General features: G+C 42.3%; 19 protein-coding genes. 6 read left to right on the forward strand and 13 right to left on the reverse strand.

Going from position 1 to position 26,030, the window contains the following annotated elements:
• Genes mdtC through PSI23_RS15585 form a run of 3 tightly spaced genes read right to left on the reverse strand, consistent with a single transcriptional unit; the run spans position 1 to position 7,507 of the window.
• Positions 1-3,108: a multidrug efflux RND transporter permease subunit MdtC gene (gene mdtC / locus PSI23_RS15575; protein WP_273555943.1), complete on the reverse strand. Its 3,108-nt coding sequence runs from the start codon at positions 3,106-3,108 to the stop codon at positions 1-3.
• Entirely contained in the window at positions 3,105-6,260 is a 3,156-nt protein-coding gene (locus PSI23_RS15580) for an MdtB/MuxB family multidrug efflux RND transporter permease subunit (protein ID WP_273555944.1), read from the reverse strand. Before PSI23_RS15580 ends, mdtC begins: the two co-directional genes overlap by 4 nt.
• On the reverse strand, positions 6,260-7,507 hold the full coding sequence (locus PSI23_RS15585) for an MdtA/MuxA family multidrug efflux RND transporter periplasmic adaptor subunit (RefSeq protein WP_273555945.1): 1,248 nt from the start codon (positions 7,505-7,507) through the stop codon (positions 6,260-6,262). The genes PSI23_RS15580 and PSI23_RS15585 overlap by 1 nt, the downstream gene beginning before the upstream one ends.
• A gap of 474 nt (positions 7,508-7,981) precedes the next feature.
• Between PSI23_RS15585 and PSI23_RS15590 the strand changes: the two genes are divergently transcribed.
• A complete protein-coding gene (locus PSI23_RS15590) occupies positions 7,982-8,227 on the forward strand; it encodes a hypothetical protein (protein WP_273555946.1) in 246 nt (81 codons plus the stop codon).
• Positions 8,228-8,397: 170 nt separating this feature from the next.
• On the opposite strand, the gene mgtE is transcribed toward PSI23_RS15590, so the two are convergent.
• The 6 genes from mgtE to purM form a co-directional block, all read right to left on the reverse strand.
• Positions 8,398-9,861, reverse strand: coding sequence for a magnesium transporter (gene mgtE, locus PSI23_RS15595; protein ID WP_273555947.1), 1,464 nt, complete (start codon positions 9,859-9,861; stop codon positions 8,398-8,400).
• Between the two features lie 260 nt (positions 9,862-10,121).
• On the reverse strand, positions 10,122-11,654 hold the full coding sequence (gene ppx / locus PSI23_RS15600) for an exopolyphosphatase (RefSeq protein WP_273555948.1): 1,533 nt from the start codon (positions 11,652-11,654) through the stop codon (positions 10,122-10,124).
• 3 nt (positions 11,655-11,657) lie between these two features.
• Complete coding sequence (gene ppk1 / locus PSI23_RS15605; RefSeq protein ID WP_273555949.1) at positions 11,658-13,727, reverse strand: polyphosphate kinase 1; 2,070 nt, start codon at positions 13,725-13,727, stop codon at positions 11,658-11,660.
• A gap of 52 nt (positions 13,728-13,779) precedes the next feature.
• Entirely contained in the window at positions 13,780-14,343 is a 564-nt protein-coding gene (speG, locus tag PSI23_RS15610; RefSeq protein WP_273555950.1) for a spermidine N1-acetyltransferase, read from the reverse strand.
• A gap of 414 nt (positions 14,344-14,757) precedes the next feature.
• Positions 14,758-15,396 carry a phosphoribosylglycinamide formyltransferase gene (gene purN, locus PSI23_RS15615; RefSeq protein ID WP_273555951.1) on the reverse strand — a complete coding sequence of 213 codons (639 nt, stop codon included), beginning with the start codon at positions 15,394-15,396 and terminating at the stop codon, positions 14,758-14,760.
• 201 nt (positions 15,397-15,597) lie between these two features.
• Positions 15,598-16,641 carry a phosphoribosylformylglycinamidine cyclo-ligase gene (gene purM, locus PSI23_RS15620; protein WP_273555952.1) on the reverse strand — a complete coding sequence of 348 codons (1,044 nt, stop codon included), beginning with the start codon at positions 16,639-16,641 and terminating at the stop codon, positions 15,598-15,600.
• Between the two features lie 225 nt (positions 16,642-16,866).
• On the opposite strand from purM, the gene upp reads away from it, so the two are divergent.
• Positions 16,867-17,493, forward strand: a complete 627-nt coding sequence (upp, locus tag PSI23_RS15625) for a uracil phosphoribosyltransferase (RefSeq protein ID WP_273555953.1) — start codon at positions 16,867-16,869, stop codon at positions 17,491-17,493.
• 68 nt (positions 17,494-17,561) lie between these two features.
• Positions 17,562-18,872, forward strand: a complete 1,311-nt coding sequence (uraA, locus tag PSI23_RS15630; RefSeq protein WP_273555954.1) for a uracil permease — start codon at positions 17,562-17,564, stop codon at positions 18,870-18,872.
• Between the two features lie 59 nt (positions 18,873-18,931).
• On the opposite strand, the gene PSI23_RS15635 is transcribed toward uraA, so the two are convergent.
• The gene (locus tag PSI23_RS15635; RefSeq protein WP_273555955.1) at positions 18,932-19,927 is read right to left on the reverse strand and encodes a hypothetical protein; all 996 of its coding nucleotides are present in this window, start codon (positions 19,925-19,927) and stop codon (positions 18,932-18,934) included.
• Between the two features lie 404 nt (positions 19,928-20,331).
• Between PSI23_RS15635 and hda the strand changes: the two genes are divergently transcribed.
• Positions 20,332-21,039, forward strand: coding sequence for a DnaA inactivator Hda (gene hda, locus PSI23_RS15640; RefSeq protein ID WP_175485901.1), 708 nt, complete (start codon positions 20,332-20,334; stop codon positions 21,037-21,039).
• Positions 21,040-21,130: 91 nt separating this feature from the next.
• Here hda and arsC read toward each other — a convergent pair whose 3' ends face one another.
• The gene (gene arsC / locus PSI23_RS15645; RefSeq protein ID WP_273555956.1) at positions 21,131-21,487 is read right to left on the reverse strand and encodes an arsenate reductase (glutaredoxin); all 357 of its coding nucleotides are present in this window, start codon (positions 21,485-21,487) and stop codon (positions 21,131-21,133) included.
• A gap of 11 nt (positions 21,488-21,498) precedes the next feature.
• Complete coding sequence (gene bepA, locus PSI23_RS15650; protein WP_273555957.1) at positions 21,499-22,962, reverse strand: beta-barrel assembly-enhancing protease; 1,464 nt, start codon at positions 22,960-22,962, stop codon at positions 21,499-21,501.
• Positions 22,963-23,108: 146 nt separating this feature from the next.
• Here bepA and PSI23_RS15655 point away from each other — a divergent pair, with 146 nt between their 5' ends.
• A complete protein-coding gene (locus PSI23_RS15655) occupies positions 23,109-24,173 on the forward strand; it encodes an AI-2E family transporter (protein WP_273555958.1) in 1,065 nt (354 codons plus the stop codon).
• 134 nt (positions 24,174-24,307) lie between these two features.
• Here the strand turns inward: PSI23_RS15655 and bcp are convergent, their stop codons facing one another.
• Positions 24,308-24,775, reverse strand: coding sequence for a thioredoxin-dependent thiol peroxidase (gene bcp / locus PSI23_RS15660; RefSeq protein WP_273555959.1), 468 nt, complete (start codon positions 24,773-24,775; stop codon positions 24,308-24,310).
• 367 nt (positions 24,776-25,142) lie between these two features.
• Here bcp and PSI23_RS15665 point away from each other — a divergent pair, with 367 nt between their 5' ends.
• Positions 25,143-25,871 (forward strand): Thoeris anti-defense Tad2 family protein, encoded by a 729-nt coding sequence (locus PSI23_RS15665; protein WP_273555960.1) that lies wholly within the window; start codon positions 25,143-25,145, stop codon positions 25,869-25,871.
• Positions 25,872-26,030 lie beyond the last annotated feature (159 nt).

Here is a 26,030-nt window from a genome sequence, read left to right on the forward strand (position 1 = left end):
TCATTTTGACTCAGTTACCCGAGATGGGGAGATACTGAGTGTTGCCTGACGATGACGCCATTTTTCACGCAATCGGTCAAAAAACAGATACACAACCGGAGTGGTATACAGAGTGAGAAGTTGGCTCATCACCAGACCACCAACAATCGTGATCCCCAGCGGGAAGCGTAATTCAGCCCCATCCCCGTTGCTCAGTACCAAAGGTAAAGCGCCAGCCAGAGCAGAGAACGTCGTCATCATGATCGGACGGAATCGCAATAAACTGGCCTGAAAAATCGCTTCCTGGGCACTGAGTTTGCCACTTCGTTGCGCTTCAAGGGCAAAATCCACCATGATAATGGCGTTTTTCTTGACAATACCGACCAACAGCATAATTCCAATCATAGCGATTAGGCTAAATGGAGTATTGAACAGTTCCAGAGCCAACAAAGCACCTATTCCCGCAGAAGGCAGGGTAGAAAGGATTGTCAGGGGATGGATATAACTTTCATAGAGCACTCCGAGCACCAGATAAACAGTGACGATGGCAGCAAGGATCACCAGTAATTGAGAGCGCTCACTCTCTTGAAAATCCTGTGCTGTACCAGCGAAAGAGCTACGCACTGCTGAAGGAACGCCCAGTTCTGTTATTGTTCTTTCTATTGCACTGATGGCATCGGACAACGTATAGCCGGGTGCTACATCAAACGCAATGGTAGAAGAAGCTGAAAGCCCCTGATGATAAACGTCCAATGGTGCATTAGAAGGGTGCCACTGTGCAAAGTAGGAGAGGGGAATACGTTCTCCTTTGCTATTAATGACAAACATTTTCTCCAGCGCACTGGGATCTTGGTTATATTGCGGAGCAACTTCCATGACTACTCTGTATTGATTCAACGGTTCGTAAATTGTGGAGACTTGCCTCTGCCCAAAAGCGTTGTTGAGCAAATTATTTGCCTCAGTAACATTAATACCTAAACGGGCCATAACATCACGATCATAGGTAATCGCTATTTCAGCACCTTTAGCCTCTTCATCGTCATCGGCATTGACATCCACCAATTGAGGCATTTTTTCCAGCGCTTTCTTGACGATAGGACTCCATTTACGCAGTTCGCCAAAATCATCAGACAGTAAATTAAACTGATAAGTCGATTTGGCTCCCCGTCCTCCGCTTCTCAGATCTTGAACAGGAACTAAATATAAGCGTGCTCCTGCTTCATTGGTCAGTTTGCTTCTTAAGCGGGTAATAACTTGCTGGATACTTTCGGTACGTTCTTTCAATGGCTTCAGAGAAATAAACATAGAACCCACATTGATGCTGTCACCACCAGTAGAACCCACGACATTATCCACGGTTGGATCGTCATTGACGACCTGCATAAAGCGCTTCACTTTTTCACGCATGGCCTGAAATGAAATACTTTGGTCAGCAACCACAAAACCCAGCATTTTCCCAGTATCTTGTTTAGGGAAAAACGTTTTTGGGATACTGATATAGAGCCAGATATTCAGGGCAATAATGCCAAGCAATGTCAGCAATACCCAACGAGTATGATTGAGTATCCATTTCAATGAACGGCCATAGCCTTGCTGAATTCTCAGCAATACCTTCCCGAATCCCCGTGTCTGCTTCTGTGTGTTTGCTGGTGTGGATTTGAGCAAATAAGCACACATCATCGGGGTCAAGGTCAGTGAAATGAACAGAGAAATCCCGATGGCGGTTGTAAGTGTGACAGCAAAATCCCGGAATAATCTGCCGAGTAACTCATCGATCAATACAAGGGGAATAAATACCGCAACGAGTGACAGGCTCATGGCCAATACCGTGAATCCAACTTCTCTGACCCCTTTGAGAGCGGCTTGCATGGGTTTTAACCCGGCATTCAGGTGGCGGGAAATATTCTCCAGTACCACAATGGCATCATCGACAACAAATCCAGTGGCAATGGTTAATGCCATCAACGAGAGGTTGTTCAAACTGAAACCACATAAATACATGGCGGTAAAGGTGCCAATCAGTGATACCGGAACGGCAATTGCCGGAATCAATGTCGCTCGGCCAGAACGTAAAAACAGGAACACGACCAGAATCACCGAGGCGACGGCAATCGCTAGTGCACTTTTTACTTCTTGCAGAGAAGTGTGAATAGTCGGTGAGCGATCCTGAGCAATGTTTAGCTGAATGTTGGCGGGTAAAGATGCTTGCAGAGTGGGAAGTTGCTCACGAATACGTTGAACGGTTGAGATAATATTTGCACCCGCTTCACGACGGATAATAAGAACAATAGCAGACTTATTTCCGGACATGCCTGCTGCGCGAATATCCTCGACAGAGTTCTTAACATTTGCGACATCCTGCAACCTGACAGGTGCTCCATTATTATAATGCACAATAATCGAGCGGTAACTGTCAGGTGTTTTCAGTTCGTCATTGGTACGTAGCTGCCAAATCTGTTTATCGGAATCAATATGCCCCGTTGGAAATTGGACATTAGCATTATTGATGGCATTACTGACATCGTTGAGAGAAACACCTTGATTAAAAAGTGAATTTGGGTTTAGTTCAACGCGTATTGCCGGTAATGAACTACCGCCAACACTGACTTTGCTGACGCCTTCTATCTGGGAAATCCTTTGGGCTAATCTGGTAGAAGCAAGGTCATACAGTTGGCCTTCACTATAATTGTCAGAGGTGAGGGTCAAAATTATAATCGGAGCATCTGACAAATTGGCTTTATAATATCTCGGTTTGCTTGGCATACCGGAAGGCAATAAGCTTTGTGCGGCATTGATGGCCGCTTGAACATCCCGTGCTGCACCATTGATATCTCGGTTGAGATCGAATTCCAGATAAATATAAGAGGCTCCCAGTGAGCTGGCGGAAGACATCTCTTTTACCCCTGAAATACGGCCCAATGCACGTTCCAGAGGCGTCGTCACGGAGGATGCCATGGTTTCTGGTGATGCGCCGGGCATGGAAGCGCGAACCGTTATCATGGGAAAATCAACTTGTGGTAGCGGTGATACAGGCAGCAAGAAAAAACTGAATGCACCACAGAGAGTGATGGCTAAACTCAGCAATGTTGTAGCAACTGGCCGCTGAATAAATAGGGCGAAGAATTTCACAGCGGCTCCTGATGATTAACTGAAGATTTATCAAGCCTTATTTGCTTATCTTTGCTGTTTTTTCGGTAATAGCATGCCAGCTGATCAAACAGCAGATAAATAACGGGAGTTGTGAACAAGGTTAGAATCTGGCTCATAATCAGGCCCCCGACCATGCTTGCGCCTAAAGGACGGCGCAGCTCCGCACCGATACCGGTACTCAACATCAGTGGCAATGCTCCCAGCAGTGCTGCCATTGTTGTCATCAGGATTGGCCTGAAACGCAACAAACAGGCTTGGTAAATGGCCTCATAAGGAGTCATTCCTTTTTCCCGCTCTGCTGCCAGAGCAAAATCGATCATCATGATGGCATTTTTCTTCACAATGCCGATCAAGAGAATGATCCCAATGACGGCGATAATATCTAACTCATAGCCACCGATCATCAAAGCCAGCAATGCGCCAACACCTGCGGTAGGTAAGGTTGACAAGATTGTAACGGGATGAATAAAACTTTCGTACAGTATACCGAGTACGATATACATAGCGACGACAGCTGCCAGAATCAGCCAAAGGGTATTACTGAGTGCATCTTGGAACGCCAGCGTTGCTCCCTGAAATTGCGTAATGATGTCTTTTGGCATTTGGATCGCCCGTTCTGCCTCATTGACGGCATTGACCGCTTGTTCAAGGGAAGAATCTTTCGCAACATTGAATGAAAAAGTGGCGGAAGGAAATTGTTGTAGATGATCGATAGACAAATTCCCCAACCGCTGTTCGACGGTTGCAATGGTATTGAGAGGTACCATTTTTCCATCATTACCGGTCAGATAAAGATTATTCAGCGCTTCCAGCCCCTGAGCATTCTTCGTATCCTGCTCAAGGATGACGCGATACTGATTTGATTGAGTGTAAATGGTCGAAATCAGGCGTTGGCCAAAGGCGTTATACAAAGCATTATCCACCGCAGCCATAGAGATCCCAAACCGGCTGGCCATATCTCTATTCACTTTGAGATAAGCCACTAGCCCTTGATTTTGCCAATTGTTACCGATATCCACCAACTCTGGTCGTTGTTTCAGGGCATTTTGCAATTTAGGAACCCAGACAGCGAGTTCATCAAGTGAAGTGGCCTGCAATGTAAACTGATATTGCGTGCGCGATAATTGGGTATCAATTGTCAAATCCTGTGTTGGTTGCAGGTACAGTGTGACGTCAGGAACTTTGGCAATGCGTGCCTGTAGACGAGGGATGACTTCGTTAATGTGATCGTCACGTTGGCTGAGTGGTTTCAACGTGATTTGAAGACGAGCATTATTCAAGGTTGGATTGTTACCATCAACACCGATAAATGTCGTGACATTATCCACAGCCGGATCTTTTAATAACAGGGTCGTGACTTGCCGCTGTTTATCCGCCATTGCATTGAACGAAATGGATTGTGGTGCTTCCAGTGTGCCCTGAATCAACCCGTTGTCTTGCAGGGGAAAGAATCCTTTGGGGATCATGATATAGAGCAGGGCAGTCAGAGCCAACGTGCCGAATGCAACACCCAGTGTAATCCAAGGGTGATTTAACACTCGTTTCAGGAAGACAGCATAGACTGCAATCATGCGCTCGAAGAAACGTTCGCATGCCTGTTCGAAGCGATTGTGTTTAGTATTGGCTTCGGGTTTCAGCATTCTTGCGCACATCATCGGCGTTAGCGTCAATGACACAACAGCAGAAATTAAAATGGCAACGGCAAGGGTAATGGCGAATTCCCTGAATAGCCGACCGACGATATCTCCCATAAACAAAAGAGGGATCAAGACGGCAATTAATGAAAAAGTCAGGGAGATGATAGTAAAGCCGATTTCTCCCGCCCCTTTCAGCGCAGCCGCCAGAGGCTTTTCTCCTCGTTCAATGTAACGAGAAATATTTTCTATAACGACAATGGCATCATCCACTACGAAGCCGGTTGCAACGGTTAGCGCCATTAAAGTCAGGTTATTAACGGAAAAGCCGCAAAAATGCATAACGGCGAATGTACCTACCAGCGAAAGCGGTACTGCAATACTTGGGATCAAGGTTGCAGTGACATTGCGTAAAAATAGGTAAATCACCATGACGACCAGTGCGATAGCCAGCAATAGTTCAAATTGAACATCCTTGACTGAATTGCGGATCGAAATAGTGCGGTCTGTCAGCAGCTCTACATTGACGGAGTTGGGCAGGCTGCTGATCAATTCTGGCAGCATGGTACGAATATTATCCGTAGTCTCAATAACGTTCGCCCCGGGTTGGCGCTGAACATTAATAACGATGGCCGGCTTCTCATTTGCCCATGCGCCTAATTTGCTATTTTCCACACCCTGTTCAATAGTGGCGACATCACGCAGACGAACCGGAGCATCATTTTTGTAGGCTACGATTAAATTGCGGTAATCATCGATAGATTTCATTTGATCGTTGGTGGATATAGTAATGGAGCGGGTTGGCCCGTCAAAACTGCCTTTTGCCGAATTCACGTTAGCTTTCATGATGGCAGAACGGATAACATCGCTATCTAATCCTTGTGAAGCTACGGCTTGTGCGTTCAATTTCACACGTACAGCAGGGCGTTGCCCGCCTGCCAAAGTGACCAAACCGACCCCACTGACTTGAGAAATACGCTGGGCTACGCGGGTTTCCACCATATCTTGCACCTGAGTCATCGGCAGGGCATCAGACGTTACAGCCAGCGTCAATATGGGAGGATCAGCCGGATTGACTTTGCTGTAAATTGGCGGATAAGGCAGATCTTCCGGCAATAGATTACTGGCTGAATTGATCGCCGCCTGCACATCCTGCTCTGCTACATCCAAGGGCAATGAGAGCTGGAATACCAGTGTGATAACAGAAGCTCCACCAGAACTTCTGGATGACATCTGTTTTAAGCCGGACATCTGACCAAACTGTTTTTCCAGCGGAGCGGTAACGGCAGATGTCATCACATCCGGATTGGCACCGGGATACAGTGTTACCACTTGAATTGTTGGATAATCTACTTGCGGCAATGCAGAAACCGGCAACATCCGATAACCAATTATCCCGGCCAGCAAGATCGCAACCATAAATAATGTCGTGGCAACAGGGCGCAGGATAAACAGGCGAGATGGCCCTCCGCCTGTCATTGAAGAATCAGATTGCATTAGGAATTCTCCACCTTACCGTTTGATTGTTCTGAATTCTTCTTATTTTTATCTGCGTCAAGTGATTCAATTGCCAAGGGTTTGACAATCTCGACTTTGGCACCTTCGGTCAGGCTGTCAATGCCATCCGTGACGACGCGCTCACCTGCTGACAAGCCACTATTGATGACCACCAACTGATTATTTTGCAGCCCTGCGATGACCTTGTGTTTGCTGACTTTATTGTCTTTATTGTTTTTACTTATTTTCCAGACGAAATTACCGCTATTTCCCATTTGTAATCCAGCCGTTGGAATAACAACGACATTATTCAGTGTATTGACCTTCATCTGGATATTGACAAATTGATTAGGGAACAGCGCATTATCTTGATTATTAAACTGAGCTTTCATCTTGATTGTGCCAGTAGCTACATCAATTTGGTTATCGATACTGAATAGTTTTCCTTGCGCCAATTGTTGCTGATTATTGCGATCCCACGCGATGACAGCGACCTTTTCGTGATCTTTCTGAGCCTTTAACACGGTGCTGATATCGTTTTCAGGTAGGGAAAACAGCACATTAATAGGATCGACTTGTGTAATGGCCACAATGGGAGTTGCTCCCGCACCAGACACATAATTGCCGACATCAATACGTTTTAATCCAACGCGACCAGAAATAGGTGCCGTAATACGGCTGTATGCCAATTGCAATTTGGCTTCATCAATATCGGATTGAGTGGCTTTCACGCTGGCTTCACTCTGACGAACCAAAGAGATTTGCTTATCCAGATCCTGCTGGGAGATAAGTTTACTTTTCGCTAATTGCTGAAAGCGGAGCAAATCCTGTTTAGCATTGGTCAACGTTGCCTGATCTTTGGCGTATTGCCCCTGCGCTCTTGCCAATTTGACTTTCAGGGGACGAGGATCGATTTCCGCCAGTAAGTCGTCTTTTTTGACATATTGACCTTCATTAAAATGTAAAGCCATTAACTGACCTTCCACTTGGCTGGTGACAGTTACTGTATTTGCCGCCATAACCGTTCCTAATCCGCTTAAGTAATGAGGTACAGATTTGATTTCAGCCGTTGCTACCTGCACGGGAGGATAGGTTGGATTGTTTAAATTCTGTTCTGATTCTGAATCCTGAGAGTTATCTGATGATGAAGGTGTGTTGAAGTGTTTCCACGTAAAGAAAACTGCCGCGACGATCACGGCTAGCGCCGTAGCGAGACGGAAAAAATAGGAACGGCTTTTGTTATTCATTTGCTCGACATTCTCTTAATGTAGTGGCAGTAATCAGTCATGCAGCATCTTATGCCAAAATAGATGCAAGAATATATTATTAGTGTAACCAATGGGAATTAGTCAATAATGAAGAAAATATGGAGGTTATGTCAAAAAGATAATGTTTTGGGTAGTGATTTTTCATGGGATTTGTGATGAGTAATCCAATGGAGTTCAGAGAATTATGTTATGAGAGGAAATCTGTTGATATAGAACGCACCATATTCACGGCATTGCTTGGGATTTTTAACATAAAGTTAAGACATACCATGTGTACCGCCAGAGTAGTTTTTTTCTATCTTGAAATCCATTGGGTATAAATCATTCCGTGATGAGTATTTTTTCTTATAAGGATTAAAGATAAGAGACATACCCTTATAATTGATTTGATGATGATAGATAAGATGAAAAACATAAAAAATTTAACAATGATATGTGCTATGTTTTTCTTTTTTGGGAAGCTCACAGGCATCAGGGAATAATATTCCAAAAGATTTAAAAGAGTACATAGATAATGTGGAAGATTGCCAGCATTTTTCCGGTGAATGGGATAGTGATTTGCCTGATGAACAAAAGAAAGAAATAGAAGATGGTATTGACCAATATTGTACGAAAGCAAAAGAATTGCAGAAGAAACTTAAGAAGAAATACAAAAACGATATTAAAAAAATAGAAATAATAGATAGTTATGATATTTAATCCGGTTAATGTATGTTGACATTTTATGAAAAAATATGTGATTGAATGAATTTAAGATTTCTTTCTTATTATATAGTGACTTTCATCACGATTTTTCATACCCAAATGGCTGGATTTATGTGATTACAAAAAACGCCGATTCAAGCATCGGCGTTTTTTAAGAATCAAAACTAAACCAAAAATAGCGTCGCTAATCCTAAAAAGATAAAGAATCCGCCTGTATCTGTAATTGCAGTAATCATCACGCTGGAGCCAATTGCCGGATCTCTGCCCAATTTCATCATAATAAAGGGTATTAATACTCCCATCAGTGCGGCCATCAATAAGTTCAATACCATTGCCATCGTCATAACGCCCCCCATCGCGAGGTCACCATAGAGCAGATAAGTAATGACACCCATGATTCCACCCCAGATAATGCCATTGATAACAGCAACACCCAGCTCTCTCAATAACAGGTAAGAGAAGCTGCCGGTTTGGATTTGATGAAGTGCCAGCGCACGGACGATCATGGTGATGGTCTGGTTACCGGTATTGCCGCCGATGCCTGCCACGATGGGCATTAAGGTTGCAAGGGCAACGAGCTGGGAAATGGTATGTTCAAATAAGCCAATGACGCGTGAAGCAACAAAAGCGGTACATAAGTTTATGGCGAGCCATGTCCAACGAGTTTTTACCGCCTGACCAACAGGAGCAAAAACATCTTCTTCGCGGCTTAAGCCCCCCATTCGGCGAATATTGGTGTCAGTCTCTTCACTTAAGGTATCAACGATATCTTCAACAGTTAGGCGTCCCATTAAGCGCCCGTTATTGTCCACTACGGCGGCGGAAATCAAGTCGTAACGTTCAAATGCACTGGCGGCATCTTCACCTTTTTGCTCTGGTGAGAAAGTAACGGTATCCATATTCATAACTTCGGATACCAATCTGTCCGGTGCATTGAGCAGTAAGGTTGTGAGGAGCAGCTCTCCTTGAAGGCGATTCTTGCGATCAATCACAAAGATCTTATCTGTCGTTTCGGGAATTGAGCCTCTGGAGCGTAAAAAACGCTGAACAGTGCTGAGTGTAACATTGCCTCGCACTGTCACGAACTCGAAATCCATCATCTGACCAATACTATCTTTATGGTACTGCAATACTTCTCGGATGCGATTGCGTTGGCTCGGTTCCAGATAGGTCAGCAGGCGGCGAGTGGTATCACGGGGAAGACGTTCTACGATATAGGCCTGTTCATCTACGTGCAGCTTACCAATGGTGCGTAACAGCTCAACGTCAGACATATCTTTGATCAGGTTATCCCAAACGGGGATGGAGGCTTCCACCAAAACCTCACCACGATGATTACTGTCGATCAAACGCCATAAAGCGAGACGCTCATCGTAAGGCAAAGCCTCCAGAATATCGGCAATATCGGCAGCATGCAGGCTGGTCAGCAGCGTACTGACTTCCTCTATTTTCTCCAATAATTGTTCGTCACTGATAGCTGAATATTCATCAGTTTGACCTAATAATGTATCGACAAATAGCTTATCGTGGATGAATAGTGAAAGCAGGCGTTGACGAACATGTGTCAGCTTTTGGGAATATTGGCTGGCAACAGTTGTATTATCAGGTGTAAAGGTTGGTTGTGACATGGAGCACCTTTAAGGCAGAAAATAGGGCAAAAAACCAGACGATCGTAATAATATCGCCATAAATTTGAGTGTTATTGGTTATTATATTCTGTTTTTGGGTTATGGAGATATTTCACCGATTGCTGTTGTGTTTGCAGAGAATGTTCCAATGCTGCCATAAATGAATAGATAAAGCGCCCAAATAATATTAAGAAGCTGATAAACAGTATTAATTTTATAATTTGAACCGTTTTCCTGTTCTTTTTCATAACGCGATATCGTTAAGTCGATTCCTCTTCAATGTGTAATTTCCAGTTAGTCACATCACGCCAGTAGCTTTGCTCTTTCTCCAGATCGAGCATCACGAGGGCATTTTGTGCTAAATAGTTTTTGGGCAGATAGAGTATCCAATGACCATGATCGGTTTCTAGCCTTAATGTATCCGGTGTTGTGGTAGATTGGCGTTGGTTGTTCAACAAGGTTGCCAATCGCAATATCTTGAGCATGGGAAGGTACTGTTTTTTCTTGTACAAATAGAAACGGGGATGCTCATGCACTTTAACCGCTTTGCGGTGATAACGAACCAGTGTTGCCAACAACGATTGTTGTTCTTGGTTGAATCCCGGCAGATCGGTATTTTGCAGGATATAAGCAGAATGCCGTTGCAAGCCACTCAGATTGATGCTTAAACCAACCTCATGCAGCATGGCTGCCCAAAGCAGAATTGACTCCAGTTGTGGATGTACTCGTTTAGGGTTTTGTGCTGCCCATTGGTTATACAGATTTTTGGCGGTACACCAAACTCGGTCTGCCTGTTCCCGATCGATATTATAGTGTTCAGCAAGGCTTTTGGCGGTTCGTTGGCGAATATCCTGATGACGGAAACGGTTCTCCATTTCGTAAAGTACACCTTCCCGCAATGCACCATGAGACAGGCGTAATTCCTGAATATTTAAAGCATCGAAAATGCCGCACAATATTGCTAGCCCGGAAACAAAAGTTTGTTTCCGGTCATCGGATAATCCCGGCAATTCCAGTGCAGTGAAATCTCTGTATTTCAGGACTCGTTCTACCAGTATGTTTAAACGTTCTGGCGTAATCAGGCCATCTTTCTCATCCAATTCCACCAATAGTTCGTGTACTGCCTTGATAGTTCCCGATGCGCCCAAGGCAAAATCCCAGCCTTTTGTCCGAAATTGCCAGACGAGATTCTCCAGTTTTTGTGCCGCCTGGAGCCGTGCCCGGCGAAAGTTATGTTCATTAATCACACCGTCCGGGAAGAATTGACGGGCAAAACTGACACAGCCCATACGGCGGCTTTCAATCAATAGAGGTTCGAAGTCTTCACCGATAACCAATTCAGTGGAACCTCCGCCAATATCAATTACCAGCTTCCGGCCTTTTTCTGGTTGCGTATGCTCAACGCCCATAAAAATCAGACGGGCTTCTTCATGACCAGAGATAATTTCAATTGGATAGGGGATGACTTCTTTTGCCCGTTTTAAAAATTCTTGTACGTTGGCGGCTTCACGTAGGCTATGTGTTCCCACTAAACAGACATTATTGGCGGAAAAACCCTGCAATCGTTCTGCAAACAGAGAAAGACAATTCAGGCCACGATTTATGGCTTCTTCGCTTAATTCATTTTTACTGTTTAAACCATCGGCAAGATAAACCCGCTTTTTTAAACGTCCAATAACCTGTAGTGCGCCGTTAACAATACGGGCGATTACCATGTGGAAGCTATTGGAACCCAAATCAATAGTGGCAATTTCTTGGGGTTTGGGCATTGGGGTATCGTGTTTTAACGGCATAAATCAGGCTCTTGGTTCCGGTTGTTCGAGGTTTTTCAAATAATCATAAACAGCAAGCTGCGCGCGGATTTTACGCTTATTTCCTCGTGGAACATAGTGATTGCTCAATTCCTTATCAATATATCGTGCTTTGACGGTATCACTGAACTGCAATTCAAGGATATGCATAACCTGTTGTTTCAGAAGAGGATCGAGCAGGCAAACAGCCACTTCAATGCGATGGTCAATGTTGCGGGTCATCCAGTCGGCCGAAGAAAGGAGAACTTTTTCATCGCCTTTATTGGTGAAAACATAAACGCGATCGTGTTCCAGGAAACGATCCACAATACTGGTGACTTGAATGTTTTCACTAAAGCCGGATTGATTGGGAACCAAAGAACACATGCCACGTACAAGAATGCGGATTTTGACACCAGCTTCAGAGGCATCATATAGGCGATCCACCAACTCCTTATCTACAAGGTTGTTGACTTTCAGAGTGATCCCCGCCAATTCACCGGCCTGTGCATTCTCGATTTCCTGAGTAATCAGTCGATTGAGCATGGCGCGTGAATTTTGGGGCGATACCATTAAATTATTAAATGTGACAGGCCGATAAGGGTTTTCAATAAAGTTAAATACCCGACGAACTTCATTAGTGACTTCGGGGTTGGCAGTCAGCAGAGAATAATCGGTATAGAGGCGTGCCGTTTTTTCGTTGAAATTTCCCGTACCTATATGGGCGTAACGAATAATTTCTTCGCCTTCCAGCCGCGAAATAATGAAGAGTTTTGCGTGAATTTTCAGGCCCAGAGCGGAGAAAATAACATGTACTCCCGCTTCAGTGAGGCGTTTTGCCCAATGGATATTAGCCTCTTCGTCAAAACGTGCTTGTAATTCCACCACGACAGTCACTTTCTTGCCATTATGTGCTGCATGAATCATGGAATCAATAATGCGTGAGTCTTTTGCGACGCGGTAGATATTAATCTTGATCGAAAGCACGCTGGGATCGAAAGATGCCTGACGCAGTAATTCCAGCACATGTTCGAACGTGTGGTAAGGGTAATAAAGCAGGACATCCCTTTCACGGATAGCGTCGAATCCGTTGCGGAAATGGTCAAACCAAGTATGACGCAGTCGCGGTATAGGTTTGTTCAGAAGGTTACGGTTTCCTTCATTGGGAAATTTGATGAAATCTTTAAAGTTATGATAGCGACCACCTGCAATCACAGAGTCATCATTCGATAACCCCAGCTTGCTACGCAGTAGTTCTACCATTTCATCAGGCATATCACGCTGATAGACAAACCGTACAGGCTCCGCAGTCAGTCTTTGCTTCAATGTGGAAGACATCAGTTCCAGCAGACTGGATTCCATCTCTGTTGCAAGGTCATACTCGGAATCGCGGGTCATTTTCATCGAGTAGACGTTCAAAGTATCATAATCGAAGAATCCCTTGAAAATTTCATCCAGAGTGTAACGTAGAATATTATCAAGCAATATCATTGACTTGCGTTTTCTTGGCATTTCTGGGGGGAGGTTGACGAAACGCGGGACTTTATCGGATGGAATTTCCAACAAAGCATATTGCGTTTCTTGCCCACGGATAATTTCAATGGCTAAATAGGTATAATCATCCTTTAAAAACTCAACCAAATTGGTTTCTGAATTGATGACAATTGGTGTTATGTGTGGCCGTAAATGCTGGCGAAAATATTGCCGCAGCCAGATTTGTTGATTTGGAGATATCTGACGTTCATTGATCAAGAAAATTTGATTACGTGCCATTTCCAGCAGCAGATCGTTATAAAGGGTATCGAATTCTTGATCGATTTTGACAACCTTAGCCTGAATCTTTCTTAATAATTGGCGGGCACCAGTGGCTGAACCCCGTTCTTCACTGATAAGAATGCGTCGCTTCACATCGGCAAAACGAACCTTATAAAACTCATCCAAATTATTGGAGTAGATCCCTAAAAACCTCATTCTTTCAATCAGCGGGTTACTTTTGTCAGCTGCTTCCTGAAGTACACGCTCGTTGAAAGAGAGCCAGCTGAGTTCTTTTTCGGTATAAAGGCGATCGTGGGACATTACTACTCCTTACTGCTCCATTTGGTTTTCCATCTGGCTTGATGGTTAGCGTTTAATGAGCCGGCGTGCTGGTCTGAGCTTCACGGGCTTTATTAGCGAAATAGTGGTGTTGGAAAGTACACATCCTAATGGCTGTATGATAAGAGCCGTTTACAAAAAATTCATCGATTAATTCGCCTTCAATATGGAAGCCCAATTTATTGTATATATGAATTGCTTTTATGTTCTCTTTATCAACAATCAAATACAGCTTGTAAAGATTTAAAACAGCAAAAGCGTATTCCATCGCCAGTTTGGCGGCCACTGTTGCGTAGCCTTGTCCTTGATAGGCTGGGGCGATGATAATCTGGAATTCAGCACGACGGTGGATATAATCAATCTCGACTAATTCCACCAGCCCAACTTTGGAGTTCAGGCTTTCGATGATAAAGCGGCGCTCATTTTGATCATGAATATGCTTGTCATAGAGGTCGCATAATTCAACAAAGGCTTCATAAGGCTCTTCAAACCAATAACGCATGACACTGGCATTATTATCAAGTTGGTGAACAAAAGGAAGATCTTCCCGCTCAAGGGGACGCAAGTTTACAGATGGGTTTTCTGCACCATTGGACATTGGATACCTCAGTGTTTTTTTAATGGGTTGTATGAACTGAAACCATGCTTACACCTTTCAGATTTCAAGTCGCCGCTTTGTTGGCTGCACCCACTTATCCAAGCCATATAACTCGCTATGCTCCCAGAAGTTTGTTCTCTCACCACGCGCATCAAATTGAAATCTATTGGGTATAAATATATTTGATATTAAATAATGTTCGAATAAATAATTATTGCTAGATTTATTTTTAGATTGATAAACAACCAATCATATCGTGCATAGAAATAAATCAACCCAAAATAGTAACTTACAGTAAAGTATCACTGAAGCATAGCACTTATAAAACTTAGCACTTATAAAACATAGTACTTAAAAAATACTCTAATAAAATCAGTTAACAGAAAGTTGTAAGTTGAAATCTGCTAGCCTAGATTATTCCGACGCGTAACCTTGTGGTGGCAGAACCTTGCCATCCATTATTGCTGTATTGCCTTCTATTGCCAAACGCTGATCTAAAAACCAGCCGATGACCAAAGGATAAATACTATGTTCTTGGGTTTGCACACGTCCGATAACATCCTCTTCTTTATCTCCTGCAAAAATCGGCACCTTAGCTTGTAAAATAATGGGGCCACCATCTAATTCTTCAGTAACGAAATGGATAGAGGTACCATGTTCTTTATCGCCGTTTTCAATGGCTTTCCGATGGGTATGCAGTCCGGGATATTTGGGCAAAAGAGAAGGATGGATATTGAGCAGGCGTCCATAATAGTGCTGTACAAATCCGGGCGATAAAATTCTCATATAACCTGCTAAAACCACTAGATCTGGATCATATTGATCAATGGCTTTGAATAAGGCGATATCATAACTGGTACGATCCGCATAGACCTTCGGATTGATAAAATGGGCAGGGATATCTGTCTGTTCAGCACGTTGCAGACCATAGGCATCAGCATTATTACTGAAAACCGCAGCAATACGTCCATTAATTCGGTTTTGTTGGCAGGCGTCTATAATAGATTGAAGATTACTACCATTACCGGATACTAAAACGACAATTTTTTTCATGATTTGTTTTCGCTGAATGGTTTTTTTTCACTGAATAGTTTTTTTAACGAATAGTTTTTTCACTGAATAGCTTGCCTTCATTGCAACTTAAAAGCCATAAGATATATCTTTTTCAGGCTACAGCTTGATTGGCTGTAACCTGAAATCAATTGGGCAGAATATTTATTTAATAATTTTATGTTGTAACTTTATATTGTAACTTTATATTGTAATAACAATAGGTTGATCATCAGCATGGAGTTCGGCAATTGTACCGATTTGCCAGGCATTTTCACCTGATGCTTGCAGATATGAAATTGCTTGTTTTGCCTGAGATTGTGGAAGGGCGATTATCATACCAACCCCGCAGTTAAATGTGCGGTACATTTCGTGCTCACTGACGTTACCTGCTTGCTGTAACCAGGTAAAAATTGCTGGCCATTGCCAACTGTCGGCATTGATTCTGGCCTGCATATTTTCTGGCAGAACGCGGGGAATATTTTCCCAGAAGCCACCACCAGTCAGGTGTGAAATTGCATGAATCTCAACTTTTTCGATCAGCTCAAGGACTGATTTAACGTAAATTTGGGTTGGGGCAAGTAAATGGTCTGCGAGTGGTTTCCCTTCGAGCTGAGTCGTTTCTGGATCTGCCTGACTCACCTCAAGGATTTTACGGATCAGGGAGTAGCCGTTGGAGTGTGGTCCGCTGGATGCGAGTGCAATCAAAGCATCGCCAGCCTGTACCTGACTGCCATCAATAATTTCTGATTTTTCGACAACACCGACGCAAAAACCAGCGACATCATAATCTTCACCGTGATACATACCGGGCATTTCTGCTGTTTCACCACCGACCAATGCACAGCCTGCTTGTTTGCAGCCTTCTGCTATCCCTGTAATGACACTGGCGGCTGTGTCGACATCCAGTTTGCCGGTGGCATAGTAATCAAGGAAGAAAAGAGGCTCAGCTCCCTGAACAACCAGATCATTGACACACATGGCAACCAAATCAATTCCGATAGTATCATGGCGCTTCAAGTCCATGGCCAGACGCAGCTTGGTACCAACGCCATCTGTACCGGAAACCAATATCGGTTCACGATATTTCTGTGGCAGGGCACATAATGCACCGAAACCACCTAATCCTCCCATCACTTCGGGGCGACGGGTCTGTTTTACGACACCTTTGATACGATTGACTAAGGCATTGCCGGCATCAATATCGACACCAGCATCTTTATAGCTAAGAGAGGTTTTGTTGGTCACTGCGTAGCTCCCAGGCGGTTGCATTTTTATGAATAAAACAGAACGGCGACAATTCTAACAGCCTAAGCAAACGTTTGCGATAGCTTTGTATAGGTTTCCTGCCGGAGCAGAATAGAAGAAAACTACTCGTGATTGATAAAAATCAATAGATTGGTAGTGGCTTGATGTTGAAAAGGAGGTATAATCCCGCGATTTTTTATCTGCTGGCTATATTAGGAGAAACCCATGAAGATCGTTGAGGTTAAACACCCACTAGTTAGACATAAGCTTGGCCTGATGCGAGATCATGATATAAGCACCAAACGCTTTCGTGAACTGGCCTCAGAGGTGGGTAGTCTTCTGACATATGAAGCAACTGCTGATTTGGATGTTGAAAAAGTGACCATTGATGGCTGGTGTGGTCCGGTAGAAATAGACCAAATTAAAGGAAAAAAAATTACAGTAGTACCTATCCTGCGTGCGGGCTTGGGCATGATGGATGGCGTACTGGAAAATATCCCTAGTGCGCGAATCAGTGTCGTTGGTGTATATCGTGATGAAGAAACACTTGAGCCTGTACCCTATTTTCAGAAATTAGTTTCTGACATTAATGAGCGCATGGCATTGGTTGTTGATCCGATGTTGGCGACTGGTGGCTCGATGATTGCCACCATTGATTTGCTGAAAAAAGCGGGATGCTCTGTAATTAAGGTACTGGTTTTGGTTGCTGCGCCGGAAGGGGTTGCTGCACTAGAAAAAGCTCACCCTGATGTTGAATTGTATACCGCCTCAATTGATGAATATCTCAATGAACATGGATATATCGTCCCCGGCTTAGGGGATGCAGGTGATAAAATATTTGGTACTAAATAACACTTATAGCCGGCTGAAAAGTCGGCTTTTTTTGGTTTCTAGCCAGATGATATAAAAGGATATCAATAATGACCCGTCGGACTATTGGGGTAGACGAAAAACCGCCTTTGGCACAGACTATCCCTTTAAGTTTACAACATCTATTTGCCATGTTTGGTGCAACCGTTTTGGTTCCCATTTTGTTTAAAGTTAATCCCGCGACGATTTTGTTGTTCAACGGCATTGGAACATTGCTGTATTTGGTGATTTGTAAAGGAAAGATCCCGGCCTACTTAGGTTCCAGTTTTGCTTTTATCTCGCCTGTATTGTTGTTGCTGCCTTTGGGATATGAGTTGGCATTGGGTGGATTTATTATCTGTGGTTTGTTGTTTTGTCTGGTTGCCCTGATTGTAAAAGTTGCGGGAAGAGGATGGATCAATGCGATGTTTCCGCCTGCCGCGATGGGAGCTATTGTTGCAGTGATCGGGCTGGAGCTGGCAGGTGTTGCTGCTGATATGGCGGGTTTGCGTCCAGCAGCAGGCACTGAGGTCAATACAACCAACCTGACCATATCCATGGTAACGCTGGGCGTAACGATCTTCGGTTCAGTGATGTTCCGTGGTTTTATGGCGATTATCCCGATTCTGATTGGTGTTTTGGTGGGTTATGCATTGTCATTCTTCATGGGTGTTGTAGATTTAACTCCAGTACGTGAAGCTCCGTGGTTTGCATTACCGACATTCTATACTCCACGTTTTGAATGGTTTGCCATCATGACGATTTTACCTGCGGCGCTGGTAGTCATTGCGGAGCATGTTGGGCATTTGGTGGTAACGGCAAATATTGTGCAGAAAGATTTATTGAAAAATCCGGGTCTGCATCGCTCGATGTTTGCGAATGGTTTTTCAACGATGATTTCGGGTTTCTTTGGTTCAACACCCAACACGACTTATGGTGAAAATATTGGTGTTATGGCGCTTACCCGTGTGTATAGCACGTGGGTGATTGGCGGTGCTGCGGTGATTGCAATATTGCTTTCCTGTGTCGGTAAATTGGCTGCGGCAATTCAAATGATCCCTGTTCCTGTTATGGGTGGCGTTTCTCTGCTGCTATACGGAGTGATTGGTGCATCAGGTATCCGAGTATTGATTGATTCGAAAGTTGATTACAGCAAGGCGCAGAATTTGATTCTGACTTCTGTTATTTTAATTATTGGTGTTAGTGGAGCGAAAATTCAGATTGGTGCAGCAGAATTGAAGGGTATGGCACTTGCCACGGTTGTAGGCATTGGTTTGAGTCTGCTTTTCAAGTTGATCAGTATTATTCGTCCAGAAGAGCAATATATTAACTCATCTTTGGAGTCGATTGAAGATAACAAAAGGCGTGAAGCAATAGAATAAATTACATTAGTCAAATTGATAAGAAAGGGCTTTATTTTAAAGCCCTTTCTATTTTCAAATTAATCAGATAATTTAACATCTTTTTTCAAGGCTATCTTAGCTAATCCTCTATATATACGTGCTTTTTCTCTTAATTTATCGGCTGTAATATCAGATAAGTTCTTAGAAGAAGGAGAATTGAAAGAACTGTTTCTATTTAAATTATATAACCCCTGTGGTTTGATAACTGGTCTATTAATTTCGCTAATGTTATAAGGGGCTATTTTATCATCTCTTGTCAATGTAGTAATGCTTCCATCTTGATCAAAGAAAGCCAATTCTAATACATTAAATTTTGAATCTTGTCTGATTGCATTGTATATCACTGGTCTTAAAGGAGAAAATAAATTATTGTATCTTTCCGTGTTTGCTATTTTTTCTCTAATATTTTTATCTGTTACGAAACAATTGCTACTAAACCACTCGATCATTTTACTTTGCCATTTATAGTGATAATTTTTTCCTTTACAAATAATATCTGCCCAGGGATCACATATCCATGATTCTGATTGAATGGATAATAGTGCTTCTTTCATCTGTTCTGAACTAATTTTATCTTCCATATGGCATATATTTATAAAAATATGATCATAAGGTTCCTGGGTCTCATACATAGTTATGTATATTATTTTTTTAGGATCGGGATCTGGTTTTTTGTAATGATTAAAAATTTTGAGGGAATAATTCTTGATCAAGTAATGAAAAGCATAAGTAGAAAGTTCATCACAATTTCCAACGAGATTGGTTTTGAATTTATTCTTAGTAAAATATTTATAGCATTGGGGAATGCTTTCTGAGCCATTTTGACTATAAATCTGCTTTTCTTCTATACGTAATTTACTAATTTTCTCTTCTTTTTGTTCAATGGTATTTATTAGTTTATGTACTATAGGAGACTCATATTCACCAACTTTATCAATTTTTTTAGTTTCAAAAAAAAATTTGTTGGAGGAGCCACCTATAAAAACGCTTTGAGTTTTTTTTATCACATCGCGTAATATTGTTTCCATTAACATATTAACCTCCAATGAAAGTAACTTAAGATGGATAAGTTAAAATCTCTGGTAATGTATCGTATTTTTGCTATTGGTAATATTGACTATTGGTAGTATAGGGTTGTCAGATATAAGAACTTTTTCTCTGGAGTGAACTGGTCTATATCTAGCTTGCGGACAAAATAGACTTTGTTTTGTTACAGGTGTAGAGTTATGGAAAACATGTTTTGATACTAACCTGAATGTTCATTATAATACCAGTCAAAAAAAGTAAATTTTTACTATCCGATTGGTTGTAAATTATCCCTCATCTTATGGGGTGATGAGCCTCAATAATAACCTCCTGCTTTAAACAAAGCATTCGTTTCATTTATAGAGACCTTTTGTGGTAGACTTAGCACTGTTCGTTATCCATTCTGTTTGAGGTGCTTCTGAATACACCGTCGCAGCTTTCATTGCCATTATATTTGCCCGATGATGAAACCTTTGCCAGTTTCTTTGCAGGTGAGAATACTTCCTTATTAGCTGCAATAAAATTGGCCATTAGCCATTCACACGGCAGTTATATCTATTTTTGGTCCCGCGATGGCGGGGGCAAGAGCCATTTGCTTCACGCAGCTTGTACCGAATTGTCTCAGCAGGAAGAAGCTGTAGGGTATGTACCACTGGATAAGCGTGCCTATTTTGTTCCCGAAGTCCTTGATGGTATGGAACATTTATCATTAGTGTGCATCGACAATATTGAGTGTATTGCTGGTGATCAGGCATGGGAGATGGCTATTTTTAACCTTTACAACCGAATTGTAGAAATTGGCCGGACTTGTCTTTTGATCACAGGTGATCGTCCCCCGCGGCAAATAAACCTGACGCTACCGGATTTGGCATCCCGTTTGGATTGGGGGCAAATTTACAAATTACAGCCTTTGTCTGATGATGAGAAAATTCAGGCATTGCAACTACGGGCAAAATTACGGGGTTTTGAATTACCAGAAGATGTCGGGCGCTTTGTGCTGAAACGGCTCGATAGGGAAATGCAAACGTTGTTTAAAACTTTGGATGAACTTGATCGTGCTTCTATTGTAGCACAACGCAAACTGACTATTCCGTTTGTGAAAGATATCCTTGAGCTTTGAATTAAGAAAGCAGAAAGGAAATGAGATCAGGATAAAAAAGTGATAGAGAATATATCCCTATCACTTTTTTATTTATTTCCCTGAAAAATATTTAGAACAGAATTTCTTTAACTTGCTCAGGGGGACGCCCCAAACGCGCCTTATCACCAACAACAACAATCGGGCGCTCTATCAATTTGGGGTTTTCCGTCATCGCCTGAAGCAATGCTTCTTGGGATAATGCGGTATCACCAAGGTTTAACTCTTTATATAGCTCTTCTTTGGTACGCATCAATTGACGGGCATCGTTGAAACCGAGCTGCTTCAATAACACGGCAAGTTGTTCTACTGTAGGTGGCGTATCGAGATAGTGAATGATTTCAGGCGCAATGCCGAGTTCTTCAACCAATTTAAGTGTTTCACGGCTCTTTGAGCAGCGGGGATTATGGTAGAAAGTAACTTGTTGCATGTAAAAATCCTTCATTTTTTGTATTGGCTATAACTTTGTTGCAATTGGCGCAATTGATCAATGCGGGCATCATACCGCTTTTGAGCATAACTACCCAATTTTGCCAATGCACTGGCCTCGCTAAGTTGCGTTATAGCTAAGTCAAATTGACCTTTTAATGCCATGATTTCCGCTTGGGCGGCGAGTGCCTCATCGCGTTTTCCTTGTTTTCCGGCCGTATTTCTTAACAGTTCCCATCCATTGAGATCGTCTGGATGATTGAAGGTATAACGAAACAGAAGTTGTGATGCCTGAGAATATTTTTTGTCCATAAAGTAGGCATTGGCGAGTTTGACTTGCAATATTGGATTATTTTTCTGCTTTTTGAGGGCATCCTGCAATCGATTGATAGCACTGCTATACTGTTTTTGCCCAATATCAATATTAGTCATTGTATCAATAAACCAAATGTTATCCGGTTGTTTATCCAGCAATGGAGAAAGCATTGTTCTGGCCTCAGTATACTTTTTATCCTGAGAAAGCAAAATAGCATGTCCATAGGCAGCAGCAAACTGTTCTTTGGCGGTTCCTTGACTATATTTTTTTAATAATTCGTCAATATAAGGACGTTGATTGGTCGAATACATTGTTAAAATACGAACACGGGCGAACAGAAAATCTTGCGATTCAGGGATGGCTTTAGCTGAATATTGATTTGCCCTATTGCGAGCATCAGCCAAACGGCTGTCAGGTAATGGATGTGTGTATAGCATTTCCGGTAGCGTAGAGCTATAGCGGGATTGATCTGCCAGTATCTGCATAAAGTTAGGCATACCGCGCGGGTCAAATCCTGCTCGACTGAGCGTTCGCATTCCAATACGATCAGCTTCTTGCTCATTCGATTGAGTAAAACTGATCATGCCCTGTTGGAAACCGGCTAGTGTACTACTGAGTGCGGCCATGCCTGCCTGTGGGTTGGCCATTATCAGTAGGATAGAACCCAGTGTGCCAGCCCATGCCAGGGGGCTGGCACGTTTTTGTTCTTCTATCAATCGTGCTAAATGCCGTTGTGTAACATGGGAAATTTCATGAGCTACGACAGATGCCAGCTCGCTTTCATTGCGACTATAGCGCAATAGAGCCGAGTGCAGAACAACGTTACCACCGAAAAACGCATAGGCATTAATATTAGGGTTATTGATTAGATAGAAATGGAAGGGAGTTTTTACTGAATCGGCATGGCTGACTAATTTCTGACCTAGGTTGTCAATGTATTGAGTCAGTAGCGGGTCATAAATCAGAGGTGCTTGGGCTCGTATTAAGCGTATATAAAAATCACCCATGGCCATTTCCTGATTGATGCTGAGGGTTGCCCCCGCTGTAGTGCCAATATCAGGTAGTGAATCTTCAGCCGGGGCAGATAATACAGGTGTATTACCCAATAACAACAGGCTGATAAAGATGGTTATCAGAGATTTTTTCGACGTTTTTTTCATAAAGCGATTCTCATAAAACAGTGTGCTCCGTTTTGGCTATCAATTTCATGAATACGTTGATGGTAAAAGGGTACCTTAAAATCGTTAATGATAATAAATTTTAGTGAAAAATAATCATTAGGAGTTATCTCTAAGGAGTTTTATTTATGTTGGATATGATCATGCAATGGTATCGTCGCCGTTTCACTGATCCACAAGTTGTTGCATTATCAGTCATTTTATTGGCTGGTTTTGGGATCATCTACTTTTTTAATGGGATTTTGGCACCTGTCCTTGCAGCTATTGTACTGGCTTATTTGTTGGAATGGCCCACTGTACAATTAGGAAGATTGGGCTGTAGTCGTACACTCTCTGTTTCTATTGTATTAACAATTTTTATGGGAATCAGTGCGTTAATTATATTGATTGTTGCCCCGACTGTCTGGCAGCAAGGTTTAAATTTAATTTCTGATCTCCCCAATATGATTAATCGATTTAATGAGTATGCGCATACTTTACCTTCTCGTTATCCTGCGCTGGTTGATGCCGGTATTATTGATATGATTGCTGATAATCTGCGTAGCAAACTCTCTTTGGCGGGTGAGTCCGTTTTTAAGTTTTCGGTTGCTTCTTTGATTGGATTATTGACGCTGGCTATTTATCTGATCCTTGTTCCCTTGATGGTGTTCTTTCTATTAAAAGACAAAAAACAGATGGTGGTGGCATTACAACGTATATTGCCACGTAACCGTAGTTTGGCTGGAAAAGTGTGGCGTGAGATGAACCAGCAGATCACCAATTATATCCGTGGCAAAGTAACAGAAATGGTTATATTGACCATCTGCACGTATGCTGTATTTGCTTTCTTTGATTTGCATTATTCTTTGTTGCTTGCGGTTTTGGTCGGTTTATCTGTGCTTGTTCCTTATATCGGCACCGTACTTGTCACTATTCCAGTTATTGTTGTGGCTTTGTTTCAATGGGGAATTGGGGCCGATTTCTGGACTCTGTTCATCGCATATTTGGTAGTGCAGGGCTTGGATGGAAACCTTCTTGTGCCAATTTTGTTCTCGGAAGCAGTTAATCTTCATCCTCTTGTCATCATCCTTTCTGTGATTGTTTTTGGCGGATTATGGGGATTCTGGGGCGTTTTCTTTGCTATTCCATTGGCTACTTTAATCAAAGCTGTCATTCACGTTTTGCCGGAAGAAAAATTTGAAGAAAAAGAATGATAAAAGTAACTGCTAATATTGCAGAATTGAGTCGTGAGAATTGATCAATGAAAAATAGCGAGTGAAAAAGTAAATAAGTTGCCGCCTGATGGATGGAGCGGCAACTTGAAAGACGAAGGATATTAGACACAAGATTAATGTTGTTTCACATAATCCAGTACAATTTGATGATGATTACTAGTTTTAAATTTATCAAAAACGTGTTCAACATCACCTTGTGGGTTAATCAAGAAACTGATGCGGTGAATGCCGTCATAGGTTTTCCCCATGAACTGTTTTTCTCCCCAAACACCAAATTGCTCGGCAACTTGATGGTTAACATCAGAAAGCAGTGTGAAATTCAGCCTCTCTTTTTCTACAAAGCGGGATAACTTTTCAGGTGCATCTGTGCTGATGCCTAGCACTTTAACATTAACGCTTTTCAGTTCATCCATCGTATCACGTAAGTTACATGCTTGAACGGTGCAGCCTGGAGTCATTGCTTTGGGATAAAAATAAACTAAAACCTGCTGCCCCTTGAAATCAGACAAATTAATGGTTTCGCCATCTTGGTCAGGAAGGCTGAATTGAGGTGCCTTGTCACCGGCTTTTAATGGACTCATCACTCATTCTCCGTTTAGTCGTTTTGATTTAAATAATTTATCGTTAATGCTGCTATATATTCTTACATTAACATGTGTATACATCACATGTTATACATTCATATGAAATTAAAGTTAAATTTTTTCTTCTTGCCTCATTGTATTCAATATTATTCATATGTATTTGTCTTGTTTCACAATAAATATGTACATAGCAGCAAACTTTGAGCTTACAATTCAGTGAATCACTCATCATATATCAAATTATATGTCTTGCTATACGAGGGTATTTGATTGAAGCAATAATCTTACTTAAGTAAAATTTTTTGGTGATTTAGCCGTAGGATGAAATTGCCTTGAACTTTAACAAATAATAAGTGAGGGATTTATGTCTGAAGTTAATAAGCCAGAAAATCAGCAACCTGATCTCAAGTGTCCATTTGATCCAGACCAATACAAGATTAAGCTTGATGCTGTAGTGGCACCAGTTGGTTCTTTTCCTTGGGCAATAATTCAAGTGTATTTAGGTAATCAGTTGTATCGTAGTGATTGGGAGGCTTCTAACGAGTATATTCGCCTTGCTCCCAAGTCGGCGAATTTTTCGCCCCAAATTGAAAAGATTAATGAGAGTGGAGAATTTTCAATTTGGCAGCCAACTCAAGAAGATATGATGGCTTGTGATTGGAAATTTAACTGCATGCTGTCCTTTGATCTTATATCAGGAACCAGCAAGTTTAATCACGGTCAGGATTGGGGATATATAAGTGATAAGGGAGGATGGATCAGTGGAAGTGAATCTCCTTTTGGTACGCTAAATATAATCTCAAATAAGACAGAAATTGCAGGTATTCTGGCATTCTATTGGAGTACGTATGATTGGTTGCATTTTATAGTATCTTCGAAAGAGAGCCATGAGAATGTGGCAGGATTACTTACGAAAAGTGTTTATGTAACCGTTGATAACACAATCTATAATCTTGGTGCTTCCTCACTTTTAAGTGGAGACGACACCAACGATACATACACCGTTGCATATAGCAATAATGACTCACGAAAACTGGGTGAGATATTGAAACAAATAAATAAATCCAAGGCGTTCTGTATCAATTGGCGTTAATTCTGCTTACATCCTGAATGCAAAGCTGCGCTCCAGCGTAGCTTTTTCTTGTATATAGAAAACCCCCTGCTAGGCAGGGGGTTCTGTAGAGCTTTCAGCTATAAATCCGCTATAAAAACCCCTTTTGATTTGTTAAAACACCTTGCGGTCTGGCAACTG

It is taken from the genome of Xenorhabdus yunnanensis (genome assembly GCF_028598805.1).
GTDB lineage: Bacteria > Pseudomonadota > Gammaproteobacteria > Enterobacterales > Enterobacteriaceae > Xenorhabdus > Xenorhabdus yunnanensis.